Annotated in this window: 28 protein-coding genes; all 28 read right to left on the bottom strand. The window is 67.2% G+C overall.

From position 1 onward, the window contains the following. Window positions 1-45: 45 nt before the first annotated feature. Complete coding sequence (locus tag QSK36_RS04570; RefSeq protein WP_139573654.1) at window positions 46-699, bottom strand: adenylate kinase; 654 nt, start codon at window positions 697-699, stop codon at window positions 46-48. After that, window positions 699-2,006 (bottom strand): preprotein translocase subunit SecY, encoded by a 1,308-nt coding sequence (secY, locus tag QSK36_RS04565; RefSeq protein WP_183534257.1) that lies wholly within the window; start codon window positions 2,004-2,006, stop codon window positions 699-701. Before secY ends, QSK36_RS04570 begins: the two co-directional genes overlap by 1 nt. Before the next feature lie 181 nt (window positions 2,007-2,187). Further along, the gene (gene rplO / locus QSK36_RS04560; protein ID WP_183534256.1) at window positions 2,188-2,643 is read right to left on the bottom strand and encodes a 50S ribosomal protein L15; all 456 of its coding nucleotides are present in this window, start codon (window positions 2,641-2,643) and stop codon (window positions 2,188-2,190) included. 2 nt (window positions 2,644-2,645) lie between these two features. Then, window positions 2,646-2,828, bottom strand: coding sequence for a 50S ribosomal protein L30 (gene rpmD / locus QSK36_RS04555; RefSeq protein WP_079319858.1), 183 nt, complete (start codon window positions 2,826-2,828; stop codon window positions 2,646-2,648). 2 nt (window positions 2,829-2,830) lie between these two features. Further along, complete coding sequence (gene rpsE, locus QSK36_RS04550) at window positions 2,831-3,463, bottom strand: 30S ribosomal protein S5 (protein ID WP_030508336.1); 633 nt, start codon at window positions 3,461-3,463, stop codon at window positions 2,831-2,833. Between the two features lie 64 nt (window positions 3,464-3,527). Beyond that, the gene (gene rplR / locus QSK36_RS04545) at window positions 3,528-3,911 is read right to left on the bottom strand and encodes a 50S ribosomal protein L18 (RefSeq protein WP_079319860.1); all 384 of its coding nucleotides are present in this window, start codon (window positions 3,909-3,911) and stop codon (window positions 3,528-3,530) included. Between the two features lie 2 nt (window positions 3,912-3,913). Next, complete coding sequence (gene rplF / locus QSK36_RS04540; RefSeq protein WP_142563124.1) at window positions 3,914-4,456, bottom strand: 50S ribosomal protein L6; 543 nt, start codon at window positions 4,454-4,456, stop codon at window positions 3,914-3,916. A gap of 18 nt (window positions 4,457-4,474) precedes the next feature. Continuing rightward, entirely contained in the window at window positions 4,475-4,873 is a 399-nt protein-coding gene (gene rpsH, locus QSK36_RS04535) for a 30S ribosomal protein S8 (protein ID WP_139573658.1), read from the bottom strand. Between the two features lie 111 nt (window positions 4,874-4,984). Beyond that, entirely contained in the window at window positions 4,985-5,170 is a 186-nt protein-coding gene (locus QSK36_RS04530; RefSeq protein WP_030451489.1) for a type Z 30S ribosomal protein S14, read from the bottom strand. Window positions 5,171-5,172: 2 nt separating this feature from the next. After that, a complete protein-coding gene (gene rplE / locus QSK36_RS04525; protein ID WP_139573659.1) occupies window positions 5,173-5,745 on the bottom strand; it encodes a 50S ribosomal protein L5 in 573 nt (190 codons plus the stop codon). Beyond that, entirely contained in the window at window positions 5,745-6,044 is a 300-nt protein-coding gene (gene rplX, locus QSK36_RS04520; RefSeq protein ID WP_143734084.1) for a 50S ribosomal protein L24, read from the bottom strand. Before rplX ends, rplE begins: the two co-directional genes overlap by 1 nt. 8 nt (window positions 6,045-6,052) lie before the next feature. Further along, window positions 6,053-6,421: a 50S ribosomal protein L14 gene (rplN, locus tag QSK36_RS04515; protein ID WP_030508330.1), complete on the bottom strand. Its 369-nt coding sequence runs from the start codon at window positions 6,419-6,421 to the stop codon at window positions 6,053-6,055. A 188-nt stretch (window positions 6,422-6,609) separates the two neighbouring features. Next, window positions 6,610-6,897, bottom strand: coding sequence for a 30S ribosomal protein S17 (gene rpsQ / locus QSK36_RS04510; protein ID WP_079319862.1), 288 nt, complete (start codon window positions 6,895-6,897; stop codon window positions 6,610-6,612). Then, window positions 6,890-7,126 carry a 50S ribosomal protein L29 gene (gene rpmC, locus QSK36_RS04505; protein WP_030508328.1) on the bottom strand — a complete coding sequence of 79 codons (237 nt, stop codon included), beginning with the start codon at window positions 7,124-7,126 and terminating at the stop codon, window positions 6,890-6,892. Before rpmC ends, rpsQ begins: the two co-directional genes overlap by 8 nt. Further along, window positions 7,126-7,545, bottom strand: a complete 420-nt coding sequence (rplP, locus tag QSK36_RS04500; RefSeq protein ID WP_030508327.1) for a 50S ribosomal protein L16 — start codon at window positions 7,543-7,545, stop codon at window positions 7,126-7,128. Before rplP ends, rpmC begins: the two co-directional genes overlap by 1 nt. Window positions 7,546-7,547: 2 nt before the next feature. After that, on the bottom strand, window positions 7,548-8,399 hold the full coding sequence (gene rpsC, locus QSK36_RS04495; RefSeq protein WP_183534254.1) for a 30S ribosomal protein S3: 852 nt from the start codon (window positions 8,397-8,399) through the stop codon (window positions 7,548-7,550). Beyond that, window positions 8,399-8,752 carry a 50S ribosomal protein L22 gene (rplV, locus tag QSK36_RS04490; RefSeq protein ID WP_030508325.1) on the bottom strand — a complete coding sequence of 118 codons (354 nt, stop codon included), beginning with the start codon at window positions 8,750-8,752 and terminating at the stop codon, window positions 8,399-8,401. The genes rpsC and rplV overlap by 1 nt, the downstream gene beginning before the upstream one ends. A 33-nt stretch (window positions 8,753-8,785) precedes the next feature. After that, window positions 8,786-9,064 carry a 30S ribosomal protein S19 gene (gene rpsS, locus QSK36_RS04485; protein WP_182898488.1) on the bottom strand — a complete coding sequence of 93 codons (279 nt, stop codon included), beginning with the start codon at window positions 9,062-9,064 and terminating at the stop codon, window positions 8,786-8,788. Window positions 9,065-9,075: 11 nt separating this feature from the next. Beyond that, the gene (gene rplB, locus QSK36_RS04480; protein ID WP_111699908.1) at window positions 9,076-9,912 is read right to left on the bottom strand and encodes a 50S ribosomal protein L2; all 837 of its coding nucleotides are present in this window, start codon (window positions 9,910-9,912) and stop codon (window positions 9,076-9,078) included. 132 nt (window positions 9,913-10,044) lie between these two features. After that, window positions 10,045-10,347 (bottom strand): 50S ribosomal protein L23, encoded by a 303-nt coding sequence (gene rplW, locus QSK36_RS04475; RefSeq protein ID WP_139573662.1) that lies wholly within the window; start codon window positions 10,345-10,347, stop codon window positions 10,045-10,047. Next, window positions 10,347-10,997 carry a 50S ribosomal protein L4 gene (rplD, locus tag QSK36_RS04470; RefSeq protein ID WP_183534252.1) on the bottom strand — a complete coding sequence of 217 codons (651 nt, stop codon included), beginning with the start codon at window positions 10,995-10,997 and terminating at the stop codon, window positions 10,347-10,349. Before rplD ends, rplW begins: the two co-directional genes overlap by 1 nt. Further along, complete coding sequence (rplC, locus tag QSK36_RS04465) at window positions 10,994-11,650, bottom strand: 50S ribosomal protein L3 (RefSeq protein WP_183534250.1); 657 nt, start codon at window positions 11,648-11,650, stop codon at window positions 10,994-10,996. The genes rplD and rplC overlap by 4 nt, the downstream gene beginning before the upstream one ends. Before the next feature lie 13 nt (window positions 11,651-11,663). Further along, window positions 11,664-11,972, bottom strand: coding sequence for a 30S ribosomal protein S10 (rpsJ, locus tag QSK36_RS04460; RefSeq protein ID WP_012887830.1), 309 nt, complete (start codon window positions 11,970-11,972; stop codon window positions 11,664-11,666). 245 nt (window positions 11,973-12,217) lie between these two features. Continuing rightward, a complete protein-coding gene (tuf, locus tag QSK36_RS04455) occupies window positions 12,218-13,411 on the bottom strand; it encodes an elongation factor Tu (protein WP_036328531.1) in 1,194 nt (397 codons plus the stop codon). A 161-nt stretch (window positions 13,412-13,572) separates the two neighbouring features. Further along, window positions 13,573-15,621 carry an elongation factor G gene (gene fusA, locus QSK36_RS04450; RefSeq protein ID WP_221263494.1) on the bottom strand — a complete coding sequence of 683 codons (2,049 nt, stop codon included), beginning with the start codon at window positions 15,619-15,621 and terminating at the stop codon, window positions 13,573-13,575. An 84-nt stretch (window positions 15,622-15,705) separates the two neighbouring features. After that, window positions 15,706-16,176 carry a 30S ribosomal protein S7 gene (rpsG, locus tag QSK36_RS04445; RefSeq protein WP_079319871.1) on the bottom strand — a complete coding sequence of 157 codons (471 nt, stop codon included), beginning with the start codon at window positions 16,174-16,176 and terminating at the stop codon, window positions 15,706-15,708. 1 nt (window position 16,177) lies between these two features. Then, the gene (rpsL, locus tag QSK36_RS04440; protein ID WP_030508316.1) at window positions 16,178-16,552 is read right to left on the bottom strand and encodes a 30S ribosomal protein S12; all 375 of its coding nucleotides are present in this window, start codon (window positions 16,550-16,552) and stop codon (window positions 16,178-16,180) included. A 559-nt stretch (window positions 16,553-17,111) separates the two neighbouring features. Further along, complete coding sequence (locus tag QSK36_RS04435; protein WP_182898484.1) at window positions 17,112-20,987, bottom strand: DNA-directed RNA polymerase subunit beta'; 3,876 nt, start codon at window positions 20,985-20,987, stop codon at window positions 17,112-17,114. Between the last annotated feature and the right edge of the window lie 161 nt (window positions 20,988-21,148).

Here is a 21,148-nt window from a genome sequence, read left to right as displayed (position 1 = left end):
CGCCACCCCATGGAGTGGAGTGGCGTTCCCGGCTGCGGTAATGAATCAGTCGGCGAACCGCCGCAGCGCCGACATCGCCCGCTGGGTGATCTCCTCGACCGGCCCGGTCGCGTCGACCCCCTGCAGGATCCCCTCGTCGGCGTAGAACGAGATCAGCGGCGCCGTCTGCTCCTGATAGACCTCCAGGCGCCGCCTGATGGTCTCCTCGCGGTCGTCGTCCCGCTGGAAGAGCTCCCCACCGCAGGCGTCGCAGACGCCCTCCACGGCGGGCGGGTCGAACACGACATGCCACACCTTGCCGCAGGAACGGCACGTACGGCGACCCGCCAGGCGGCGCACGACCTCGTCGTCCTCGACGACCAGGTTGAGGACCACGTCGAGCCCCGTGCCGAACTCGGCCAGCATCTTCTTGAGGACCTCGGCCTGGGGCACGTTGCGGGGGAAGCCGTCCAGGAGGAAGCCCTCCTGCGCGTCGTCCTCCGACAGCCGGTCACGGACCATGGCCACGGTCACCTCGTCGGGGACGAGGTCGCCACGGTCCATGTACTCCTTGGCGAGCTTGCCGAGCTCCGTGCCGCCCGAGACGTTGGCACGGAAGATGTCGCCTGTCGAGATTTTCGGGATCGACAGGTGCGAAGCGATGAACTGGGCCTGCGTCCCCTTACCCGCTCCGGGGGGCCCTACCAGGACGACGCGCACTATCTCAGGAAGCCCTCGTAGTTGCGCTGCTGAAGCTGGCTCTCGATCTGCTTGACCGTGTCCAGACCAACACCAACCATGATCAGAATGCTGGTCCCTCCGAACGGGAAGTTCTGGCTCGCTCCGGCCACCGCCAGCGCGATGATCGGGATGAGCGAGATCACACCCAGATACGGAGCGCCTGCGGCCGTGAGCCTGTTGAGCACGTAGCTCAGATACTCAGCGGTCGGCCGGCCCGGACGGATGCCCGGGATGAACCCACCGTACTTCTTCATGTTGTCAGCCACTTCAGGGGGGTTGAAAGTGATGGACACGTAGAAGTACGTGAAGAAGACGATCAGCAGGAAGAACGTGGCCATGTAGACCGGGTGGTCACCCCTGATCATGTTCTGCGCCAGCCACTCGACGACCATGTTGGGCTTCTGGCTGTTGCCGAACAGCGTGACCAGAAGCTGCGGCAGGTACAGCAGCGACGAGGCGAAGATGACCGGGATGATGCCGGCCTGGTTCACCTTGAGCGGGATGTAGGTCGAGGTGCCGCCGTACATACGGCGACCGACCATCCGCTTGGCGTACTGCACCGGGATGCGGCGCTGCGCCTGCTCGATGAACACGACGACGCCGATCATCACGACGCCGACGACCATCACGACGACGAACTTGAACGGGCTCTGCCGGAAGATGTTCACGAGCTCCGACGGGAACACCGCGATGACCTGAGTGAAGATCAGGATCGACATGCCGTTGCCGACGCCGCGGTCGGTCACCAGCTCGCCCAGCCACATGATCACGGCGGTGCCGGCGGTCATCGTGATGACCATGGTGACCAGCGGGAAGACGTCCTGGCTGAGCAGGATCTCCTGGTTGCAGTTCTGGAAGAGCTGCCCGCTGCGGGCCAGCGCGACGAACGCGGTCGACTGCAGCACCGCCAGCCCGATGGTCAGGTAACGGGTGTACTGCGTGATCTTCGCCGTCCCCGCCTGGCCCTCCTTCTTCAGGGCCTCGAGCCGGGGAATCACCACCGTCAGCAGCTGCAGGATGATGCTCGCGGTGATGTACGGCATGATGCCGAGCGCGAACACTGAAAGTTTCAACAGGGCGCCGCCGCTGAAGAGCTGCACCATCCCGTAGATGTTGGCAGCGTCTCCCGCCTGGGCCTGCTCCAGACACAGGGCCACGTTCTTGGCGTTGACCCCCGGAGTGGGAAGCACCGAGCCAAGCCGGAACAGCACGATGATGCCCAGTGTGAAGAGCAGCTTCTTGCGCAGGTCAGGCGTTCGGAACGCCCGGGTAATCGCGGTCAGCACGGTCCCTCCTGCGCGCCAGTGACGCGGTAACGGTCGGTGATGGCCCGCAAGGCGTCCATCGACATGTCTTCCTGCCAGAGTGCTTGGTCGGACACGGGTTTAGCTCCGTGCCAGGCGAACTCTAACGCACTACGGGCGCGGAGGCTCATAACGAACCTCCGCGCCTCGTGCAGCGTCATGCCTACAGCTCGGAAACCGAGCCACCGGCCGCGGCGATCTTCTCCTTCGCGCTGGCGGAGAAGGCGTGCGCCTGCACGTTCAGCGCCACGGAGATCTCGCCGGTGCCCAGCACCTTCACGGGCTGGTTCTTGCGGACCGCACCCTTGGCCACCAGGGCGTCGAGCGTGACGTCGCCGCCCTGGGGGAACAGCTCCCCGAGCCTGTCCAGATTGACGACCTGGTAGGTCGTCTTGAACAGGGCGTTGGAGAAGCCCTTCAGCTTCGGCAGCCGCCGCTGGAGCGGGACCTGGCCACCCTCGAAGCCCGGCATCACTGCCGTACGGGCCCGGGTGCCCTTGGTGCCACGGCCGGCCGTCTTGCCCTTGGAGCCCTCGCCGCGGCCCTTGCGGGTCTTGGCCTTGTTGGCGCCGGGAGCCGGACGGAGGTCGTGAATCTTGAGCGGAGCGTTCTCGGTCATGACTAGTCGACCTCCTCAACCTCGACGAGGTGCGACACCTTGGCGACCATGCCCCGGATCTCCGGGCGGTCCTCCTTGACGACGACGTCGCCGATTCGCTTCAGACCCAGCGAGCGCAGCGAGTCACGCTGGTTCTGCTGACCACCGATCTTGGAGCGGGTCTGGGTGATCTTCAGTCGAGCCACCGTCAGCTCACCGCCTTCGCGGCCGCCGCGGCCTCGGCCAGACCCTCGGCGCGAGCCTTCAGCATCGCCTTGGGCGCCACGTCCTCGATCGGCAGGCCACGCCGGGCCGCGATCTCCTCGGGGCGGCTGAGGCCCTTCAGAGCGGCCACGGTGGCGTGCACGATGTTGATCGGGTTGTCCGAGCCGAGCGACTTGGACAGCACGTCGTGGATCCCGGCGCACTCCAGGACCGCGCGAACCGGGCCACCCGCGATGACGCCCGTACCGGGCGAGGCCGGACGCAGGAGGACGACGCCGGCGGCGTCCTCGCCCTGCACCGGGTGCGGGATGGTGCCCTGGATCCGCGGAACCTTGAAGAAGTGCTTCTTGGCCTCCTCGACGCCCTTGGCGATCGCCGCGGGCACCTCCTTGGCCTTGCCGTAGCCGACCCCGACGAGACCGTTGCCGTCGCCGACGATGACCAGCGCGGTGAAGCTGAAGCGCCGGCCACCCTGGACGACCTTGGCCACTCGGTTGATCTTCACGACGCGCTCGATGTACGAGACGCCCTTGTCTGCGGCGCCGCCGCGGCGGTCATCACGACGGTCACGCCGCTCGCCACCGCCGCCGGCACCGCGACGCGGAGCTGCAGCCATCAGTGGTTCCTCTTCTCGTTGCTCTTGGGACGGGTCGCCGGTCGCGACCCATGGACCGGAGCCATCAGAACTCCAGCCCGCCTTCACGGGCGCTGTCCGCGAGAGCGGCGATACGCCCCGCGTAGCGGTTGCCACCGCGGTCGAACACGACAGCGGTGATCCCGGCGGTCTTGGCCCGCTGAGCGAGAAGCTCGCCGACCTTCTTCGCCTTCTCGGTCTTGTCACCCTCGGCGCCGCGCAGCGAGACGTCCATCGTGGACGCGCTCACCAGCGTGTGGCCCTGAGTGTCGTCGACGATCTGCACGAACAGGTGACGCGTGGACCGGTTGACGACCAGGCGCGGACGCTCGGCCGTGCCGAAGACGTTCTTGCGGACACGGCGGTGCCGGCGGGCCCGGGAGACCGTGCGGGCGGCCGTGTGCTTGCCGAACGCAGTCTTTCCAGCCATGCCTACTTACCAGCCTTTCCGACCTTGCGGCGGACAACCTCGCCCTGGTAGCGCACGCCCTTGCCCTTGTACGGGTCAGGCTTGCGCAGCTTCCTGATGTTGGCGGCGACCTCGCCGACCCTCTGCTTGTCGATGCCGTCCACGTGGAACAGGGTCGGCCTCTCGACACGGAAGCTGACGCCCTCGGGAGCCTTGACGATCACCGGGTGGCTGAAGCCCAGCGAGAACTCCAGCTCCGTCGGACCCTTGGCCTGGACGCGGTAACCGACGCCGACGATCTCGAGCGTCTTCGTGTAGCCCTGCGTGACACCCGCCACCATGTTGGCGATGAGTGTGCGGGACAGGCCGTGCAGCGCACGGACCTTGTTCTCGTCGTTCGGGCGGGTGACGGCGATGGCGCCGTCCTCGCCGCGCGAGACCTCGATGGGCTCGGCGACCGTGTGAGTGAGCGTGCCCTTGGGCCCCTTGACCTGGACTTCCCGGCCGTCGATCGTGATGTCGACACCCGCCGGTACGGGGATGGGCAGCCGTCCGATTCGCGACATGCTGAGTGCCTCCCCTCGTTACCAGACGTAGGCGAGGACTTCCCCGCCCACTCCACGCTTGCTCGCCTGCCGGTCCGTCATCAGGCCGCCGGACGTCGAGATGATCGCGACGCCCAGACCGCCCAGAACGCGGGGCAGGTTGTCCTTCTTTGCATAGACCCGCAGACCGGGCTTCGACACCCGGCGCAGGCCTGCGATGGAGCGCTCGCGGCTGGGGCCGAACTTCAGCTCCATCACGAGGTTCTTGCCAACCTTCGCGTCCTCGACGCTCCAGCCCTGGATGTAGCCCTCCTGCTGGAGGATCTCCGCGATGTGCGCCTTGATCTTGGAGTAAGGCATGCTCACGGTGTCGTGATAGGCCGAGTTCGCGTTACGCAGACGCGTCAGCATGTCTGCGATCGGGTCGGTCATCGTCATGGCCGGTGGCCTTCCTCACCGCGGTTTCCCGATGGGACCTTCGGTGTGGTCGTGGGCGCTGCGGTCAGCGCCCGGTTGATATGACTTATGTACGGCTGGCCCGCGGCGGGCTTACCAGCTCGACTTCGTGATGCCGGGCAGCTCGCCCCGGTGCGCCATCTCACGGAAGCACACGCGGCACAGCCCGAACTTGCGGTAGACAGCGCGGGGACGGCCGCAGCGGGAGCACCGAGTGTACGCCCGGACCTCGAACTTCTGCTTGCGCGCTGCCTTGACCTTCAGCGACGTCTTCGCCATGATCAGGCCTCCTTGAAGGGGAAACCGAGGAGCTTCAGCAGCGCCCGGCCCTGCTCGTCGTTCTTCGCGGTGGTCACGACCGTGATGTCCATGCCCCGCTGCCGGTCCACCTTGTCCTGGTCGACCTCGTGGAACATGACCTGCTCGGTGAGGCCGAAGGTGTAGTTGCCGTTGCCGTCGAACTGCTTCGGCGACAGGCCGCGGAAGTCACGGATACGCGGCAGCGCCAGGGACAGCAGGCGGTCGAGGAACTCCCACATGCGGTCGCCGCGCAGCGTCACGTGCGCGCCGATCGGCATGCCCTCACGCAGCTTGAACTGCGCGATGGACTTGCGGGCGCGGGCGACGGCCGGCTTCTGGCCCGTGATGGCGGTCAGGTCGCGCACGGCGCCCTCGATGAGCTTCGAGTCGCGAGCGGCCTCGCCGACACCCATGTTCACCTTGATCTTGGTGATCGTGGGCACCTGCATGATGTTCTCGATGCCGAACTCCTCGCGCAGCTTCGCGATGATCTCCTCGCGGTAGCGCTGCTTGAGGCGCGGAACGATGCGCTCGGTCTCAGTGGTCGCGGTCATCAGCTGTCCTCACCCGTCGCCTCGGCGTCGCCCTTGTCGGCGGCCTTCTTCTCGGGCTTCTTCTCGTCATCCTTGAGCTTCTTGACGTTGCTCACGTGGATGGGAGCCTCCATGGTCTGCACGCCGCCTTCCTTGGCGCCGCGCGGGCCCTGGTTGGTGACCTTGGAGTGCTTCTTGATCATGTTGACGCCCTCGACCACCACGCGCTCGTCACGCGGGTAGGCGGCGATGATCCGGCCCTTGGCGCCCTTGTCCTTGCCGGCGATGACCTGGACGAGGTCGCCCTTCTTCACGTGCAGCTTCGACATCACAGCACCTCCGGCGCGAGCGAGATGATGCGCATGAACTTCTTGTCGCGCAGTTCACGGCCCACCGGGCCGAAGATGCGGGTGCCCCGGGGGTCACCGCTGTCCTTGATGATGACCGCGGCGTTCTCGTCGAAGCGGATGTAGGAGCCGTCGGGGCGGCGGCGCTCCTTCACGGTGCGCACCACGACAGCCTTGACAACGTCGCCTTTCTTAACGCCCCCGCCGGGAATGGCGTCCTTCACCGTGCCCACGATGATGTCGCCGATTCCCGCGTAGCGCCGACCCGAGCCGCCGAGCACGCGGATGCAAAGAATCTCCTTGGCACCCGTGTTGTCGGCGACCTTGAGCCGCGACTCCTGCTGGATCACGTCTACTCCTGTGTGTCGTGCCGGTTCTCACCCTCGCGGTGAGCCTGGCCGAACCTGATGTGGTCTTTTTCCCTCGGCGACAGCCGTACGACCGCCGCCGCGGGCGGACGGGACCGATGGCCGGCCCCGCCCCTTGGACACCATCATGGGGGGCGGTCTCCCACCCCCCACGAGGCGCGTCTGTGGTGCTACTTGGCCTTCTCGAGGATCTCGACGACCCGCCACCGCTTGGTGGCCGACAGCGGCCGGGTCTCCATCAGGAGGACGCGGTCGCCGACGCCGCAGGCGTTCTGCTCGTCGTGGGCCTTGTACTTGGTCGTACGGCGGATGACCTTGCCGTACAGCGGGTGCTTGACGCGGTCCTCGACGGCGACGACGACGGTCTTGTCCATCTTGTCGCTGACGACCAGGCCCTCACGGGTCTTGCGGTAGTTCCGCTGCGTCTCAGTGGTCGGGGTCTCGGTTGCTTCAGACATCGCTCGGCTCCTTCTCGACCGTGACGATTCCGAGCTCGCGCTCGCGCATCACGGTGTAGATGCGGGCGATCTCGCGGCGGACGGCGCGCAGCCGCCCGTGGCTCTCCAGCTGACCCGTCGCCGACTGGAAGCGGAGGTTGAACAGCTCCTCCTTGGCTTCCTTCAGCTTCTGGACCAGCACCTCCTGGTCCTCGACACGCAGCTCCGCGGCGGTCAGACCCTTAGCCATCACGCCTCACCCACTTCACGCTTGACGAAACGGCACTTCATGGGGAGCTTGTGCATCGCGCGCCGCATGGCCTCGCGGGCCACGGGCTCGGCGACACCGGACAGCTCGAACATGACACGGCCGGGCTTGACATTGGCGATCCACCACTCCGGAGAGCCCTTACCGGAACCCATGCGGGTCTCGGCCGGCTTCTTCGTCAGGGGGCGGTCCGGGAAGATGTTGATCCACACCTTGCCGCCACGGCGGATGTGCCGGGTCATGGCGATACGCGCGGCCTCGATCTGGCGGTTGGTCACGTAGGAGTGCTCAAGCGCCTGGATGCCGAACTCGCCGAAGACGACCCGGGTGCCGCCCTTGGCGGCGCCGCTGCGGTCGGGCCGGTGCTGCTTGCGGTGCTTGACCCTGCGCGGGATCAGCATGGTCAGCTCCCTTCAGCACCCGGCTGCTCCGCCGGGCCGGTCTCGGGGGCGGCCTGCGCGGCCGCCTCATTCCTGGGTGCACGGTCGCCGCGGCCCGCGCCGCCACGACGGGGACGGTCGCCGCCGCCGCCGCGACGCGGACGCTCGCCCGCGCCACCGCGACGGTCGTCGCGCTCACGACGCTGGCCCGCGCGGGCGCCGGCCGCGGCCGCCTCCCGCTCGGAACGGCTGGTCGGGGCCTCGCCCTTGTAGATCCACACCTTCACGCCGATGCGGCCGAAGGTGGTGCGGGCCTCGTAGAAGCCGAAGTCCACGTCGGCACGGAGCGTGTGCAGGGGCACACGGCCCTCGCGGTAGAACTCCGAGCGCGACATCTCGGCGCCGCCCAGACGGCCGGAGCACTGGACACGGATGCCCTTGGCCCCGCTCTTCATGGCGGACTGCATGGCCTTGCGCATGGCCCGGCGGAACGAGACGCGGCTGGACAGCTGCTCGGCCACGCCCTGCGCGACGAGCTGCGCGTCGATCTCGGGGTTCTTCACCTCGAGGATGTTCAGCTGGACCTGCTTCTTGGTCAGCTTCTCCAGGTCGCCGCGGATGCGGTCGGCCTCGGCGCCGCGGCGGCCGATGACGATGCCCGGCCGGGCGGTGTGGATGTCGACCTGAACGCGGTCGGTCGTGCGCTCGATCTCGACCTTGGAGATGCCGGCCCGCTCCATGCCCTTCTGCAGCATGCGACGGATCGCCACGTCCTCGGCGACGTACGACTTGTACAGCTTGTCGGCGTACCACCGGCTCTTGAAGTCGGTCGTGATGCCGAGGCGGAACCCGTGCGGGTTAACCTTCTGGCCCACTAGCGGGTCCTTCCCTTCGGCTCGCGGGACTCCACGATCACGGTGATGTGGCTGGTCCGCTTGTTGATCCGATAGGCACGACCCTGGGCGCGCGGGCGGAAACGCTTGAGGGTCGGCCCCTCGTCGACCCACGCGCGGCTCACGAAGAGCGTCTCACGGTCGAGCTTGAAGTTGTGCTCCGCGTTCGCGATCGCGCTCGAGAGCACCTTGTAGACGGTCTCGCTCGCCGACTGGGGAGCGAACTGCAGCACGGCCTGCGCCTCCGAAGCGGGCAGCCCGCGAATGAGGTCCACCACACGGCGGGCCTTCCGGGGCGTGTGGCGCGCGTACCGCGCCTGTGCCCTGGCTTCCATCGCTTTCTCCTCTAACTGCTGGCTTGAAGGCGCTTACCGCCGGCTGCGGCGGTCTTCCTTGACGTGGCTGCGGAACGTCCGCGTGGGGGCGAACTCACCGAGCTTGTGACCGATCATCGAGTCGGTGATGAACACCGGAACGTGCTTGCGGCCGTCGTGCACGGCGATCGTGTGGCCGATCATGTCGGGCACGATCATGGAGCGCCGCGACCACGTCTTGATGACGTTCTTGGTGCCCTTCTCGTTCTGGGCGTCCACCTTCTTCTGCAGGTGGTCGTCCACGAAGGGACCCTTCTTAAGACTACGTGGCATATCGGCTGCTCCTACCGCTTCTTCCTCTTGCTCCGACGACGGATGATCAGCCGGTCGCTCGGCTTGTTCGGCTGCCGCGTGCGGCCCTCGGGCTTGCCCTTCGGGTTCACCGGGTGGCGACCACCGGAGGTCTTGCCCTCACCACCACCGTGCGGGTGGTCGACCGGGTTCATGGCGACACCGCGGACCGTGGGGCGCTTGCCCTTCCAGCGGTTGCGGCCGGCCTTGCCGATGTTGATGTTGGACTGCTCGGCGTTGCCCACCTGGCCCACCGAGGCCCGGCACCGCACGTCGACCTGACGCATTTCTCCGGACGGCATACGCAGCGTGGCGTACATGCCCTCCTTGGCGAGCAGCTGGATCTGCGCGCCGGCGCTGCGGCCGAGCTTGGCGCCGCCACCGGGACGCAGCTCCACCGCGTGGATGAAGGTACCGGTCGGGATGTTGCGCAGCGGCAGGCAGTTGCCCGGCTTGATGTCGGCCGTGGGGCCGTTCTCGACCTGGTCCCCCTGCTTGAGGCCGGCCGGGGCGAGGATGTAGCGCTTCTCACCGTCGGCGTAGTGCAGCAGCGCGATGCGGGAGGTGCGGTTCGGGTCGTACTCGATGTGCGCGACCTTGGCCGGGATCCCGTCCTTGTCGTGGCGGCGGAAGTCGATGATCCGGTAGGCGCGCTTGTGCCCGCCTCCCTGGTGCCGGGCGGTCACCCGGCCGTGGACGTTGCGGCCGCCCTTGCTGTGCAGTGGGGCAAGCAGCGACTTCTCCGGCGTGCTGCGCGTGATCTCGGCGAAGTCCGAGACGCTCGCGCCGCGCCGACCCGGAGTCGTCGGCTTGTACTTACGGATGCCCATCTTTTTCGTTCATCCTTCGTCGGTTCGTACCGGTCGGGGTCCGCCTCACGGCGGTCCCCCCGGTGCTTTCTTCCTCGGGGCCGGTCCCTCGCACTGTGGCGAGGGGCCCCTCTCCCCGCTGCGGCAGGTGTGCTAGCCGATCTGACCGAAGATGTCGATCCGCTCGCCCTCGGCCAGGCTCACGATCGCACGCTTGGTGGTCGGGCGCTGGCCGTAGCCGTGCTTGGTCCGCTTGCGCTTGCCCTGGCGGTTGATCGTGTTCACGCCGGTCACCTTGACGCCGAAGATCTGCTCGACGGCGATCTTCACCTGCGTCTTGTTGGCACCCTTGCGCACCAGGAACGTGTACTTGTTGTGCTCATCGATCAGGCCGTAGCTCTTCTCAGAGACGATCGGCTTGAGGATGATGTCACGCGGGTCGGCGATCTTCTGCATCAGGCCTCTTCCTTCCCGCTGTTCGCCAGCCGGGCCACGACCTGGTCGTAGGCCTCACGGGTGAAGACCACGTCGTCGTGGCACAGCACGTCGTAGGTGTTCAGCTGTCCCGCGTCCAGCAGGTGGACCTCGGGCGCGTTGCGCAGGCTGAGCCAGGTGAGCTCGTCGTTCTCGTCGACCACGACGAGCACGCTGCGGGCCTGCGTGATCTTCCGCAGCGCCTCCAGAGTGGCCCTGGTCTTGGGCGTGTCACCCGTGACAAGGCTGCTCACCACGTGGACGCGGCCGCCGCCGGCGCGGTCGGACAGCGCGCCCTTGAGGGCGGCCGCCTTCATCTTCTTGGGCGTCCGCTGCTCGTACGAGCGCGGCTGCGGGCCGTGGACGACGCCACCGCCGGCGAACTGCGGAGCGCGGGTCGAGCCCTGGCGGGCGCGGCCGGTGCCCTTCTGCCGGTACGGCTTCTTGCCGCCGCCGGAGACGTTGCCGCGGGTCTTGGTGGCGTGGGTGCCCTGCCGGCGCGCGGCGAGCTGGGCGACGACCACCTGGTGGATCAGCGGGACGTTGACCTTGGTCCCGAAGACCTCCTCGGGGAGGTCGACGGTCCCCGTCTTGGCGCCGCTGGCGTCGAGGACGTCAATGGTCGTGGTCACTTCGCAGCAACCCCCTTCTTGGCAGCGGTGCGGAGGAGGACCAGGCTGCCGTTGGCGCCGGGGATCGCACCCTTGATCAGGATGAGGCCCTTCTCGGCGTCCACGGCGTGCACCTTGAGGCTCTGGACCGTCGTGCGGACGTTGCCCATCCGGCCGGCCATGCGCACGCCCTTGAAGACCCGGCCCGGGGTGGCGCAGCCACCGATGGAGCCCGGGGAGCGGTGCTTGCGCTGGGTACCGTGCGAAGCGCCCAGACCACGGAAGTTGTGGCGCTTCATGACACCGGCGTAGCCCTTGCCCTTGCTCTTGCCCGTGACGTCGATGTACTGCCCGGCTTCGAAGGTGTCGGCGAGGAGCTCCTGGCCGACCGTGTACTCGGAGGCGTCGTCGGTGCGAACCTCGGCGAAGTAGCGGCGCGGGGTGATGTCGTGCTTGCGCAGGTAGTCGCCCAGGGGCTTGTTCACCTTGCGCGGGTCGATCTGTCCGTAGCCGAGCTGGACGGCGGAGTAGCCGTCGTTCTCCGGAGTGCGGACCCGGGTCACCACGCACGGACCGGCCTCGACGACGGTGACCGGGATCACCCGGTTCGCCTCATCGAAGACCTGGGTCATGCCGAGCTTCTTGCCCAGGACGCCCTTGATCTGCTTAGCCATGTCAGTGCGTTCCTTAGAGCTTGATCGAGATGTCCACGCCGGCGGGAAGGTCGAGACGCATGAGCGAGTCGACCGTCTTCGGCGTCGGGTCGATGATGTCAATCAGCCGCTTGTGCGTACGCATCTCAAAGTGCTCGCGGCTGTCCTTGTACTTGTGCGGCGACCGGATGACGCAGTACACGTTCTTCTCGGTCGGCAGCGGCACCGGGCCAGCGACCTTGGCGCCGGTCCGCGTCACCGTCTCGACGATCTTCTTGGCCGAGCTGTCGATGACCTCGTGGTCATACGCCTTGAGCCGGATGCGGATCTTCTGTCCCGCCATAATGGCCTCGGTGTCCTTCGCTGTCGTCCTATAAAGCTTCACGCGGCCTGGTGCCGCAGGTCGTTTCCACGCGACCGACGTTCCGGATCCCGTCCGGTGCTCCGTGATCTGGCAGTGGCTTCGGTCGAGGTGCGGCCGAAAGCACTGCGAGATCACGGTCTCGTCGTCCGTGGGGGGCCGTTTCCGGCCCCTCCGTGGTGCGGCGGTCAGGCCCTCACGGGCCCGACCGCCGCCCAGCGGTGCTACTACTTGATGATCTTCGTCACACGGCCGGCGCCGACGGTGCGGCCGCCCTCGCGGATCGCGAACTTGAGGCCTTCCTCCATCGCGATCGGCTGGATGAGCTGGACGGTCATCTCGGTGTTGTCACCGGGCATGACCATCTCGGTGCCCTCCGGCAGGTTCACGACACCGGTCACGTCCGTGGTACGGAAGTAGAACTGCGGCCGGTAGTTGTTGAAGAACGGCGTGTGGCGGCCGCCCTCGTCCTTGGACAGGATGTAGACCTGCGCCTCGAACTCGGTGTGCGGGGTGGTCGTGCCCGGCTTGATGACACACTGGCCGCGCTCGACGTCCTCGCGCTTGATGCCGCGCAGGAGCAGACCGACGTTGTCACCGGCCTGGCCCTCGTCGAGGAGCTTGCGGAACATCTCGACGCCGGTGACGGTCGTCGTGGTGCTCTTCTCCTTGATGCCGATGATGTCGACGGTCTCGTTGACCTTGACGACACCGCGCTCGATACGGCCGGTGACGACGGTGCCACGACCGGTGATCGAGAACACGTCCTCGATCGGCATGAGGAACGGCTTGTCGGTGTCACGAACGGGCTCGGGGACGTTCTCGTCCACGGCGTTCATGAGCTCGATGATGGAGTCGCCCCACTTCTCGTCGCCCTCGAGCGCCTTGAGCGCCGATACGCGCACGACCGGCAGGTCGTCGCCCGGGAACTCCTGGGCGGACAGCAGCTCGCGGACCTCGAGCTCGACGAGCTCCAGGATCTCCTCGTCGTCCACCATGTCGGCCTTGTTGAGGGCCACGACGATGTAGGGGACGCCGACCTGGCGGGCCAGGAGGACGTGCTCCTTCGTCTGCGGCATCGGGCCGTCGGTCGCCGCGACCACCAGGATCGCGCCGTCCATCTGGGCGGCACCGGTGATCATGTTCTTCACGTAGTCGGCGTGACCGGGGCAGTCCACGTGGGCGTAGTGGCGCTTCTCGGTCTGGTACTCGACGTGCGCGATGGAGATGGTGATTCCGCGCGCCTTCTCCTCGGGCGCCTTGTCGATCTTGTCGAACGGGGTCGCCTCGTTGAGCTGCGGGAAACGGTCGTGAAGCACCTTGGTGATCGCCGCGGTCAGAGTGGTCTTGCCGTGGTCGATGTGCCCAATGGTGCCGATGTTCACGTGCGGCTTGTTCCGCTCGAACTTGGCCTTGGCCACTGGTCTGTCTCCTTAGAGATTCTGACTTGACTTGCGTCTTTTCCTCAGGCTGTGCACGGCGGAGACACTCCCCCGCCGTGCACCGAGCGGAACAATTCGTCCCGAGCCCCTCTGGCTACGGGGCGACGATCTCTACGGCGCCCCGCCACAGTGGTGCGGAACTATTCGCCCCGAGCCTTCGCGACGATCTCCTTGGCGATGCCCGGGGGCACCTCCGCGTAGGAGTCGAACTGCATGCTGTAGCTCGCCCGCCCCTGAGTGCGGCTGCGCAGGTCGCCCACGTAGCCGAACATCTCGGAGAGCGGAACGAGCGCCCTGATCACACGGGCGCCGGACCGTTCGTCCATTGCCTGGATCTGTCCGCGACGACCGTTCAGGTCGCCGATGACGTCTCCCATGTAGTCCTCGGGCGTGGTGACCTCGACGGCCATCATCGGCTCGAGGAGTACGGCGTCTGCCTTGCGCGCGGCCTCCTTGAAGGCCATCGAGCCGGCAATCTTGAAGGCCATTTCCGACGAGTCGACCTCGTGGAAGGCACCGTCCTGAAGCGTGACCTTGACGCCGACCATCGGGTAGCCGGCGAGCACGCCGAACTCGGCCGCCTCCTGCGCGCCCGCGTCCACCGACGGGATGTACTCCCGCGGGATGCGGCCACCGGTGACCTTGTTCTCGAACTCGTAACCGTCGTTGCCCTCGCCCAGCGGCTCCAGGTCGATGATCACGCGCGCGAACTGGCCGGAACCACCGGTCTGCTTCTTGTGCGTGTACTCGACCTTGGCCACCTTGCGGCGGATGGTCTCCCGGTAGGCGACCTGCGGGCGGCCGACGTTCGCCTCGACCTTGAACTCGCGGCGCATCCGGTCGACGAGGATCTCCAGGTGGAGCTCACCCATGCCCCAGATGACCGTCTGGCCGGTCTCCTCGTCACGGCGGACCTGGAAGGACGGGTCCTCCTCGGCCAGCCGCTGGATCGCGGTCGACAGCTTCTCCTGGTCGCCCTTGGTCTTGGGCTCGATGGCCACGTTGATGACCGGCGCCGGGAACGTCATCGACTCGAGGACGACCTGCTTGACCGGGTCCGAGAGGGTGTCACCCGTGGTGGTGTCCTTCAGACCCATGACGGCCACGATCTGACCAGCGATCGCGGTGGGGCGCTCCTCGCGCTTGTTCGCGTGCATCTGGTAGATCTTGCCGATCCGCTCCTTCTTGCCCTTGACCGAGTTCACCACAGTGGTGCCGGCCTCGAGCGTTCCGGAGTAGACGCGGATGTAGGTGAGCTTGCCCAGGTGCGGGTCACTCATGATCTTGAAGGCCAGCGCCGCGAAGGGCTCGCTCGGGTCCGCGTGGCGCTCGATGGTCTCCTCCTCGTTGCCCACCGCGTGGCCCTTGAAGGCCGGGATGTCGGTGGGAGCCGGGAGGTAGGCGACGATCGCGTCGAGCAGGGGCTGCACGCCCTTGTTCTTGAACGCGGTGCCGCACAGGACCGGGTTGATCGAGCCGGTGATGGTCGCCCGGCGGATGGCCGCGACGAGCTGCTCCTCGGTGGGCTCGACGCCCTCCAGGAAGAGCTCCATGAGCTCGTCGTCGTTCTCGGCGACGGTCTCGACGAGCTTGTCGCGCCACTCACGAGCGGCGTCGGCGTGGTCGGCCGGGATGTCGACGGTGTCGTACATCTCGCCCTTGGCCGCCTCGGCGCTCCAGAGCAGACCCTTCATCCTCACCAGGTCGATGACGCCCTTGAAGTCGGCCTCGACGCCCCAGGGAAGCTGGATGACCGCCGGGGTGGAGCCCAGCCGGTTGATCATCATGTCGACACAGCGATGGAACTCCGCGCCGACCCGGTCCATCTTGTTCACGAAGCAGATGCGGGGCACGCCGTACCGGTCGGCCTGGCGCCAGACCGTCTCCGACTGCGGCTCCACGCCGGCGACGCCATCGAACACCGCGACCGCGCCGTCGAGAACACGCAGCGACCGCTCGACCTCGATGGTGAAGTCCACGTGTCCGGGCGTGTCGATGATGTTGATCGTGTGATCAAGCCAGCTGCAGGTGGTCGCGGCGGAGGTGATGGTGATGCCGCGCTCCTGCTCCTGCTCCATCCAGTCCATGGTGGCAGCGCCCTCATGGACTTCACCGATCTTGTAGTTGATGCCGGTGTAGAACAGGATGCGCTCAGTCGTCGTGGTCTTGCCCGCGTCGATATGGGCCATGATCCCGATGTTGCGGACCCTGGCCAGGTCAAGAGCGGTCGTGGTGGCCACTTCTTCGCGTCCTTAACTCGTCGTCGGTGCTCACTACCAGCGGTAGTGGGCGAAGGCCTTGTTGGACTCGGCCATCTTGTGCGTGTCCTCGCGCCGCTTGACGCTGGCGCCGAGGCCGTTGCTCGCGTCGAGCAGCTCGTTCATGAGCCGCTCGGTCATGGTCTTCTCGCGGCGCGCGCGGGAGTACTGGACGATCCACCGCAGCGCCAGCGTGGTGCTGCGCGAGGCCTTGACCTCGACCGGCACCTGGTAGGTGGCGCCACCGACGCGACGGCTCTTCACCTCGAGCGTCGGGCGGACGTTGTCGAGAGCGCGCTTGAGGGTGACGACCGGGTCGTTGCCGGTCTTGTCCTTGCAGCCCTCGAGGGCGCCGTAGACGATCGACTGCGCGAGGGAGCGCTTGCCGTCCAGGAGAACCTTGTTGATAAGCGCGGTGACCAGCGGCGAGTTGTGCACCGGGTCAGCGACCAGCTGGCGGCGGCCAGGGGAACCCTTGCGCGGCATGTCAGCTCTTCTCCTTCTTAGCGCCGTAACGGCTGCGGGCCTGCTTGCGGTTGCGGACGGCCTGGGTGTCCAGCGAACCACGGATGATCTTGTAGCGAACACCCGGCAGGTCCTTCACACGACCACCACGCACGAGCACCATCGAGTGCTCCTGGAGGTTGTGGCCCACCCCAGGGATGTAAGCCGTGACCTCGATGCCGTTGGTGAGCCGAACACGGGCCACCTTGCGCAGCGCCGAGTTGGGCTTCTTGGGGGTCGTCGTGTAAACGCGGGTGCAAACGCCGCGCCGCTGCGGGCTCCCCTTGAGGGCAGGAGTCTTGGTCTTGCTGACCTTGTCCTGCCGGCCCTTACGGACCAACTGCTGAATGGTGGGCACCGCGTCTCCGTTTCGTGCCTAGCCGGTGATACGTAGAACCCGATCGAGGTGGCGATGCCGCCTCCCACAGGCTTGCAGGTACTGCCGGTGTCATGACCTGCTGGTTTTCCATCCCCTTCGACCCCCGCGCTCGGGCGTGTCGCGCTCTTGTCGCATCACACCCGGGCGGACCCGGTCGATCTGGAGGAGTCACGCGGCGCCCCCGCACACCCCTCTCGTCGAGAAGTGGCATTCAAGCGCACGCATGCGAGCCCACAGACGGGCACGAAGGTAAAGCCTACCCGCCCCCGTACAACACGTCAAAACAGAGGAGGACGCCCCGGAGGGACGTGCCCCGCTGTCTCGACGTGTCGCTGCGCCGACGGCCCAAGCAGGACCGCCGAAGGACTCGGCCTCCCATCATACCGTCCCCACGAGCCGCTTCTCACGGTTTCCACGCCGTCCCCGCCCGGCACCGCGCGCGGACGCGGACGCGGACAACGGAAAGCGGCCCGGGACGGGATGCCCCGGGCCGCTTCCGTACGTCCCCGCCGCGGCGATCGCTCACCGCGGCGACCTGTCAACGGCCGTACTGACCGAAGTCGTACTCCTCCAGCGGGACGGCCTCGCCGCTGCCGGAGCCGAAGGTGTAGTCCGCAGCCGAGCCGTCGTAGCCGCCGACCGTGTACATCGCGGCCTTGGCCTCCTCGGTCGGCTCCACCCGGATGTTGCGGTACTGGGGCATGCCCGTACCGGCCGGGATGAGCTTACCGATGATGACGTTCTCCTTGAGGCCGAGCAGCGAGTCCGACTTGGCGTGGATCGCCGCGTCGGTGAGGACTCGCGTCGTCTCCTGGAAGGACGCCGCCGACAGCCACGACTCGGTGGCCAGCGAGGCCTTGGTGATGCCCATCAGGACCGGACGGCCGGAGGCCGGCTGGCCGCCCTCCGCCACGGTCTGACGGTTGAGCGCCTCGAAGCGCGGCCGCTCGACCAGCTCACCGGGCAGCAGCTCGGTGTCGCCGGACTCCAGCACGTTCACGCGCTTGAGCATCTGCCGGACGATGACCTCGATGTGCTTGTCGTGGATCGACACGCCCTGCGAGCGGTAGACCTGCTGCACCTCGTCCACCAGGTGGAGCTGGACGGCGCGCGGGCCGAGGATGCGCAGGACCTCGTTCGGGTTGCGCGCACCGGCGATCAGGAGCTGGCCGACGTCCACGTGCTGCCCCTCGGAGACCAGCAGCCGCGACCGCATCGACACCGGGTAGGCGACCTCGTCGGAGCCGTCGTCCGGGGTGACAACGATCTTGCGCGTCTTGTCGGTCTCGTCGATCCGGACCCGGCCGGCGACCTCGCTGATCGGGGCCACACCCTTGGGGATGCGGGCCTCGAACAGCTCCTGGACACGCGGCAGACCGTGGGTGATATCCGCACCCGCCACACCACCGGTGTGGAAGGTACGCATGGTCAGCTGGGTGCCGGGCTCACCGATCGACTGGGCCGCGATGATGCCGACGGCCTCGCCGACGTCCACGAGCTTGCCGGTGGCCAGCGAACGGCCGTAGCAGGTCGCGCAGACACCGATCTTGGCCTCGCAGACGAGCGTGCTGCGGGTCCTGACCGTCTCGATGCCGACGTTCACCAGCGCCGTCACCACGTCGTCGTTGATGTCGACGCCCGCGGACGCGATGAGCTTGCCGTCCACCTCGACGTCCTCGGCCAGGATGCGGCCGTGCACGTTGCTCTCGGCGTTCTCGGCCTTGACCAGGTTGCCCTGAGAGTCGCGCTCGCCGACGTGCAGCGGGACGGCCCGGTCGGTGCCGCAGTCGATCTCGCGCACGATGACGTCCTGCGCGACGTCGACCAGACGACGGGTCAGGTAACCGGAGTCGGCGGTCCGGAGGGCGGTGTCCGCCAGACCCTTCCGCTGACCGTGGGTCGAGATGAAGTACTCCAGCACCGACAGGCCCTCACGGAAGGAGGACTTGATCGGCCGCGGGATCGTCTCACCCTTGGTGTTGGACACCAGGCCGCGGATGCCGGCGATCTGCCGGACCTGCATGCGGTTACCGCGGGCGCCGGAGTTGACCATCATCCAGACCGGGTTGGTCGCCGGGAACGCGTTGACCATGTCGGTCTCGACGTCCGCCGTCGCGTGGGTCCAGATCTCGATGAGCTCCTGACGGCGCTCCTCGTCGGTGATCAGACCGCGGTCGTACTCCCGCTGGACCTTGTCGGCCCGCCTCTCGTACGACTCCATGATCTCGGCCTTGTTCGGCGGCGCCACGACGTCCTCGATGGAGATCGTGACACCGGCGCGGGTCGCCCAGTAGAAGCCGGCGTCCTTCAGCGAGTCGAGCGCGTTGGCCACCTCCACCTTCGGGTACCGCTCGGCCAGCTCGTTGACGATCGCCGAGAGCTGCTTCTTGCCGACCTGGTAGTTCACGAAGGGGTAGTTGGCGGGCAGCGTCTGGTTGAACAGGCACCGGCCCAGCGTGGTCTCCAGCCGGATCGGGTCGCCGGACTCCCAGCCCTCGGGGGCCTCCCAGCCGCGCGGCGGCGGGACGTCCTTGAGCCGCACGTGGACCTTGGCCTGGATGTCCAGCTCGTGGCGGTCGAAGGCCATGAGAGCCTCCGACACCGTGGCGAACACCCGGCCCTCGCCGACGCCGCCCTCCTTCTGGGTGGTCAGCCAGTACAGACCGATGACCATGTCCTGGGTGGGCATCGTCACCGGCTTGCCGTCCGCCGGCTTGAGGATGTTGTTCGTGGACAGCATCAGGATCCGGGCCTCGGCCTGGGCCTCGGCCGACAGCGGCAGGTGCACCGCCATCTGGTCGCCGTCGAAGTCCGCGTTGAACGCGGTGCAGACGAGCGGGTGGATCTGGATGGCCTTGCCCTCGACGAGCTGCGGCTCGAAGGCCTGGATGCCCAGGCGGTGCAGGGTGGGCGCGCGGTTGAGCAGCACCGGGTGCTCGGTGATGACCTCTTCGAGCACGTCCCACACGACCGGCTTGGACCGCTCGACCATCCGCTTGGCGGACTTGATGTTCTGCGCGTGGTTGAGATCGACCAGGCGCTTCATCACGAACGGCTTGAACAGCTCCAGCGCCATCTGCTTGGGCAGGCCGCACTGGTGGAGCTTGAGCTGCGGGCCGACGACGATGACCGAACGGCCGGAGTAGTCGACGCGCTTGCCGAGCAGGTTCTGCCGGAAACGACCCTGCTTACCCTTCAGCATGTCGCTGAGGGACTTCAGCGGACGGTTGCCGGGGCCCGTGACCGGGCGGCCGCGGCGGCCGTTGTCGAACAGGGCGTCGACGGCCTCCTGGAGCATCCGCTTCTCGTTGTTCACGATGATCTCGGGCGCGCCGAGGTCGAGCAGACGCTTGAGGCGGTTGTTCCGGTTGATGACCCGGCGGTACAGGTCGTTCAGGTCCGAGGTGGCGAAGCGGCCACCGTCGAGCTGGACCATCGGCCGCAGGTCCGGCGGGATCACCGGGATGCAGTCGAGGACCATGCCGCTCGGCGAGTTGCGGGTGTTGAGGAACGCCGCGACGACCTTGAGCCGCTTGAGGGCGCGGGCCTTCTTCTGGCCCTTGCCGCTGCGGATGGTCTCCCGCAGGTTCTCCGCCTCGGCCTCCAGGTCGAAGCCGGTCAGCCGCTCCTGGATGGCCTGGGCGCCCATGCCGCCGCGGAAGTAGCGGCCGAACCGGTCGCGCATCTCGCGGTAGAGCAGCTCGTCGCCCTCAAGGTCCTGGACCTTGAGGTTCTTGAAGCGGCTCCAGACCTCCTCGAGCCGGTCCAGCTCGCGCTGGGCCCGGTCGCGGAGCTGGCGCATCTCACGGTCGGCGCCCTCACGCACCTTGCGGCGGGCGTCGCCCTTGGCGCCGGCGGCCTCCAGCTCGGCCAGGTCGGCCTCGAGCTTCTTCTGGCGGGCCTCGATGTCGGCGTCGCGGCGCTGCTCGATGTGCTGCCGCTCGACGGAGATCTTCGCCTCCAGCGACGGCAGGTCGCGGTCACGCATCTCGGTGTCGACATGCGTGATCATGTACGCCGCGAAGTAGATGACCTTCTCCAGGTCCTTCGGGGCCAGGTCGAGCAGGTAACCGAGGCGCGACGGGACGCCCTTGAAGTACCAGATGTGGGTGACCGGAGCGGCAAGCTCGATGTGGCCCATCCGCTCGCGGCGCACCTTGGCGCGCGTGACCTCGACGCCACAGCGCTCACAGATGATGCCCTTGAAGCGGACGCGCTTGTACTTGCCGCAGTAGCACTCCCAGTCCCGGGTCGGACCGAAGATCTTCTCGCAGAAGAGCCCGTCCTTCTCCGGCTTGAGGGTCCGGTAGTTGATGGTCTCCGGCTTCTTCACCTCGCCGTGCGACCACTGCCTGATGTCGTCGGCGGTCGCGAGGCCGATGCGCAGCTCGTCGAAGAAGTTGACGTCGAGCACTAGATAATCCCCTTTTGAATCAGACCTCGTCGACGGTCATCGCGCCCTCGTGGGGACGCCGGGACAGGTCGATGCCGAGCTCCTCCGCCGCGCGGAAGACGTCCTCGTCGGTGTCCCTCATCTCGATCGACATGCCGTCGCTGGAGAGAACCTCGACGTTC

Source organism: Microbispora sp. NBRC 16548 (genome assembly GCF_030268985.1).
GTDB lineage: Bacteria > Actinomycetota > Actinomycetes > Streptosporangiales > Streptosporangiaceae > Microbispora > Microbispora catharanthi.
Note: the sequence above shows the minus strand (reverse complement) of the source record. Positions and strands in the feature narration are given on the sequence as shown.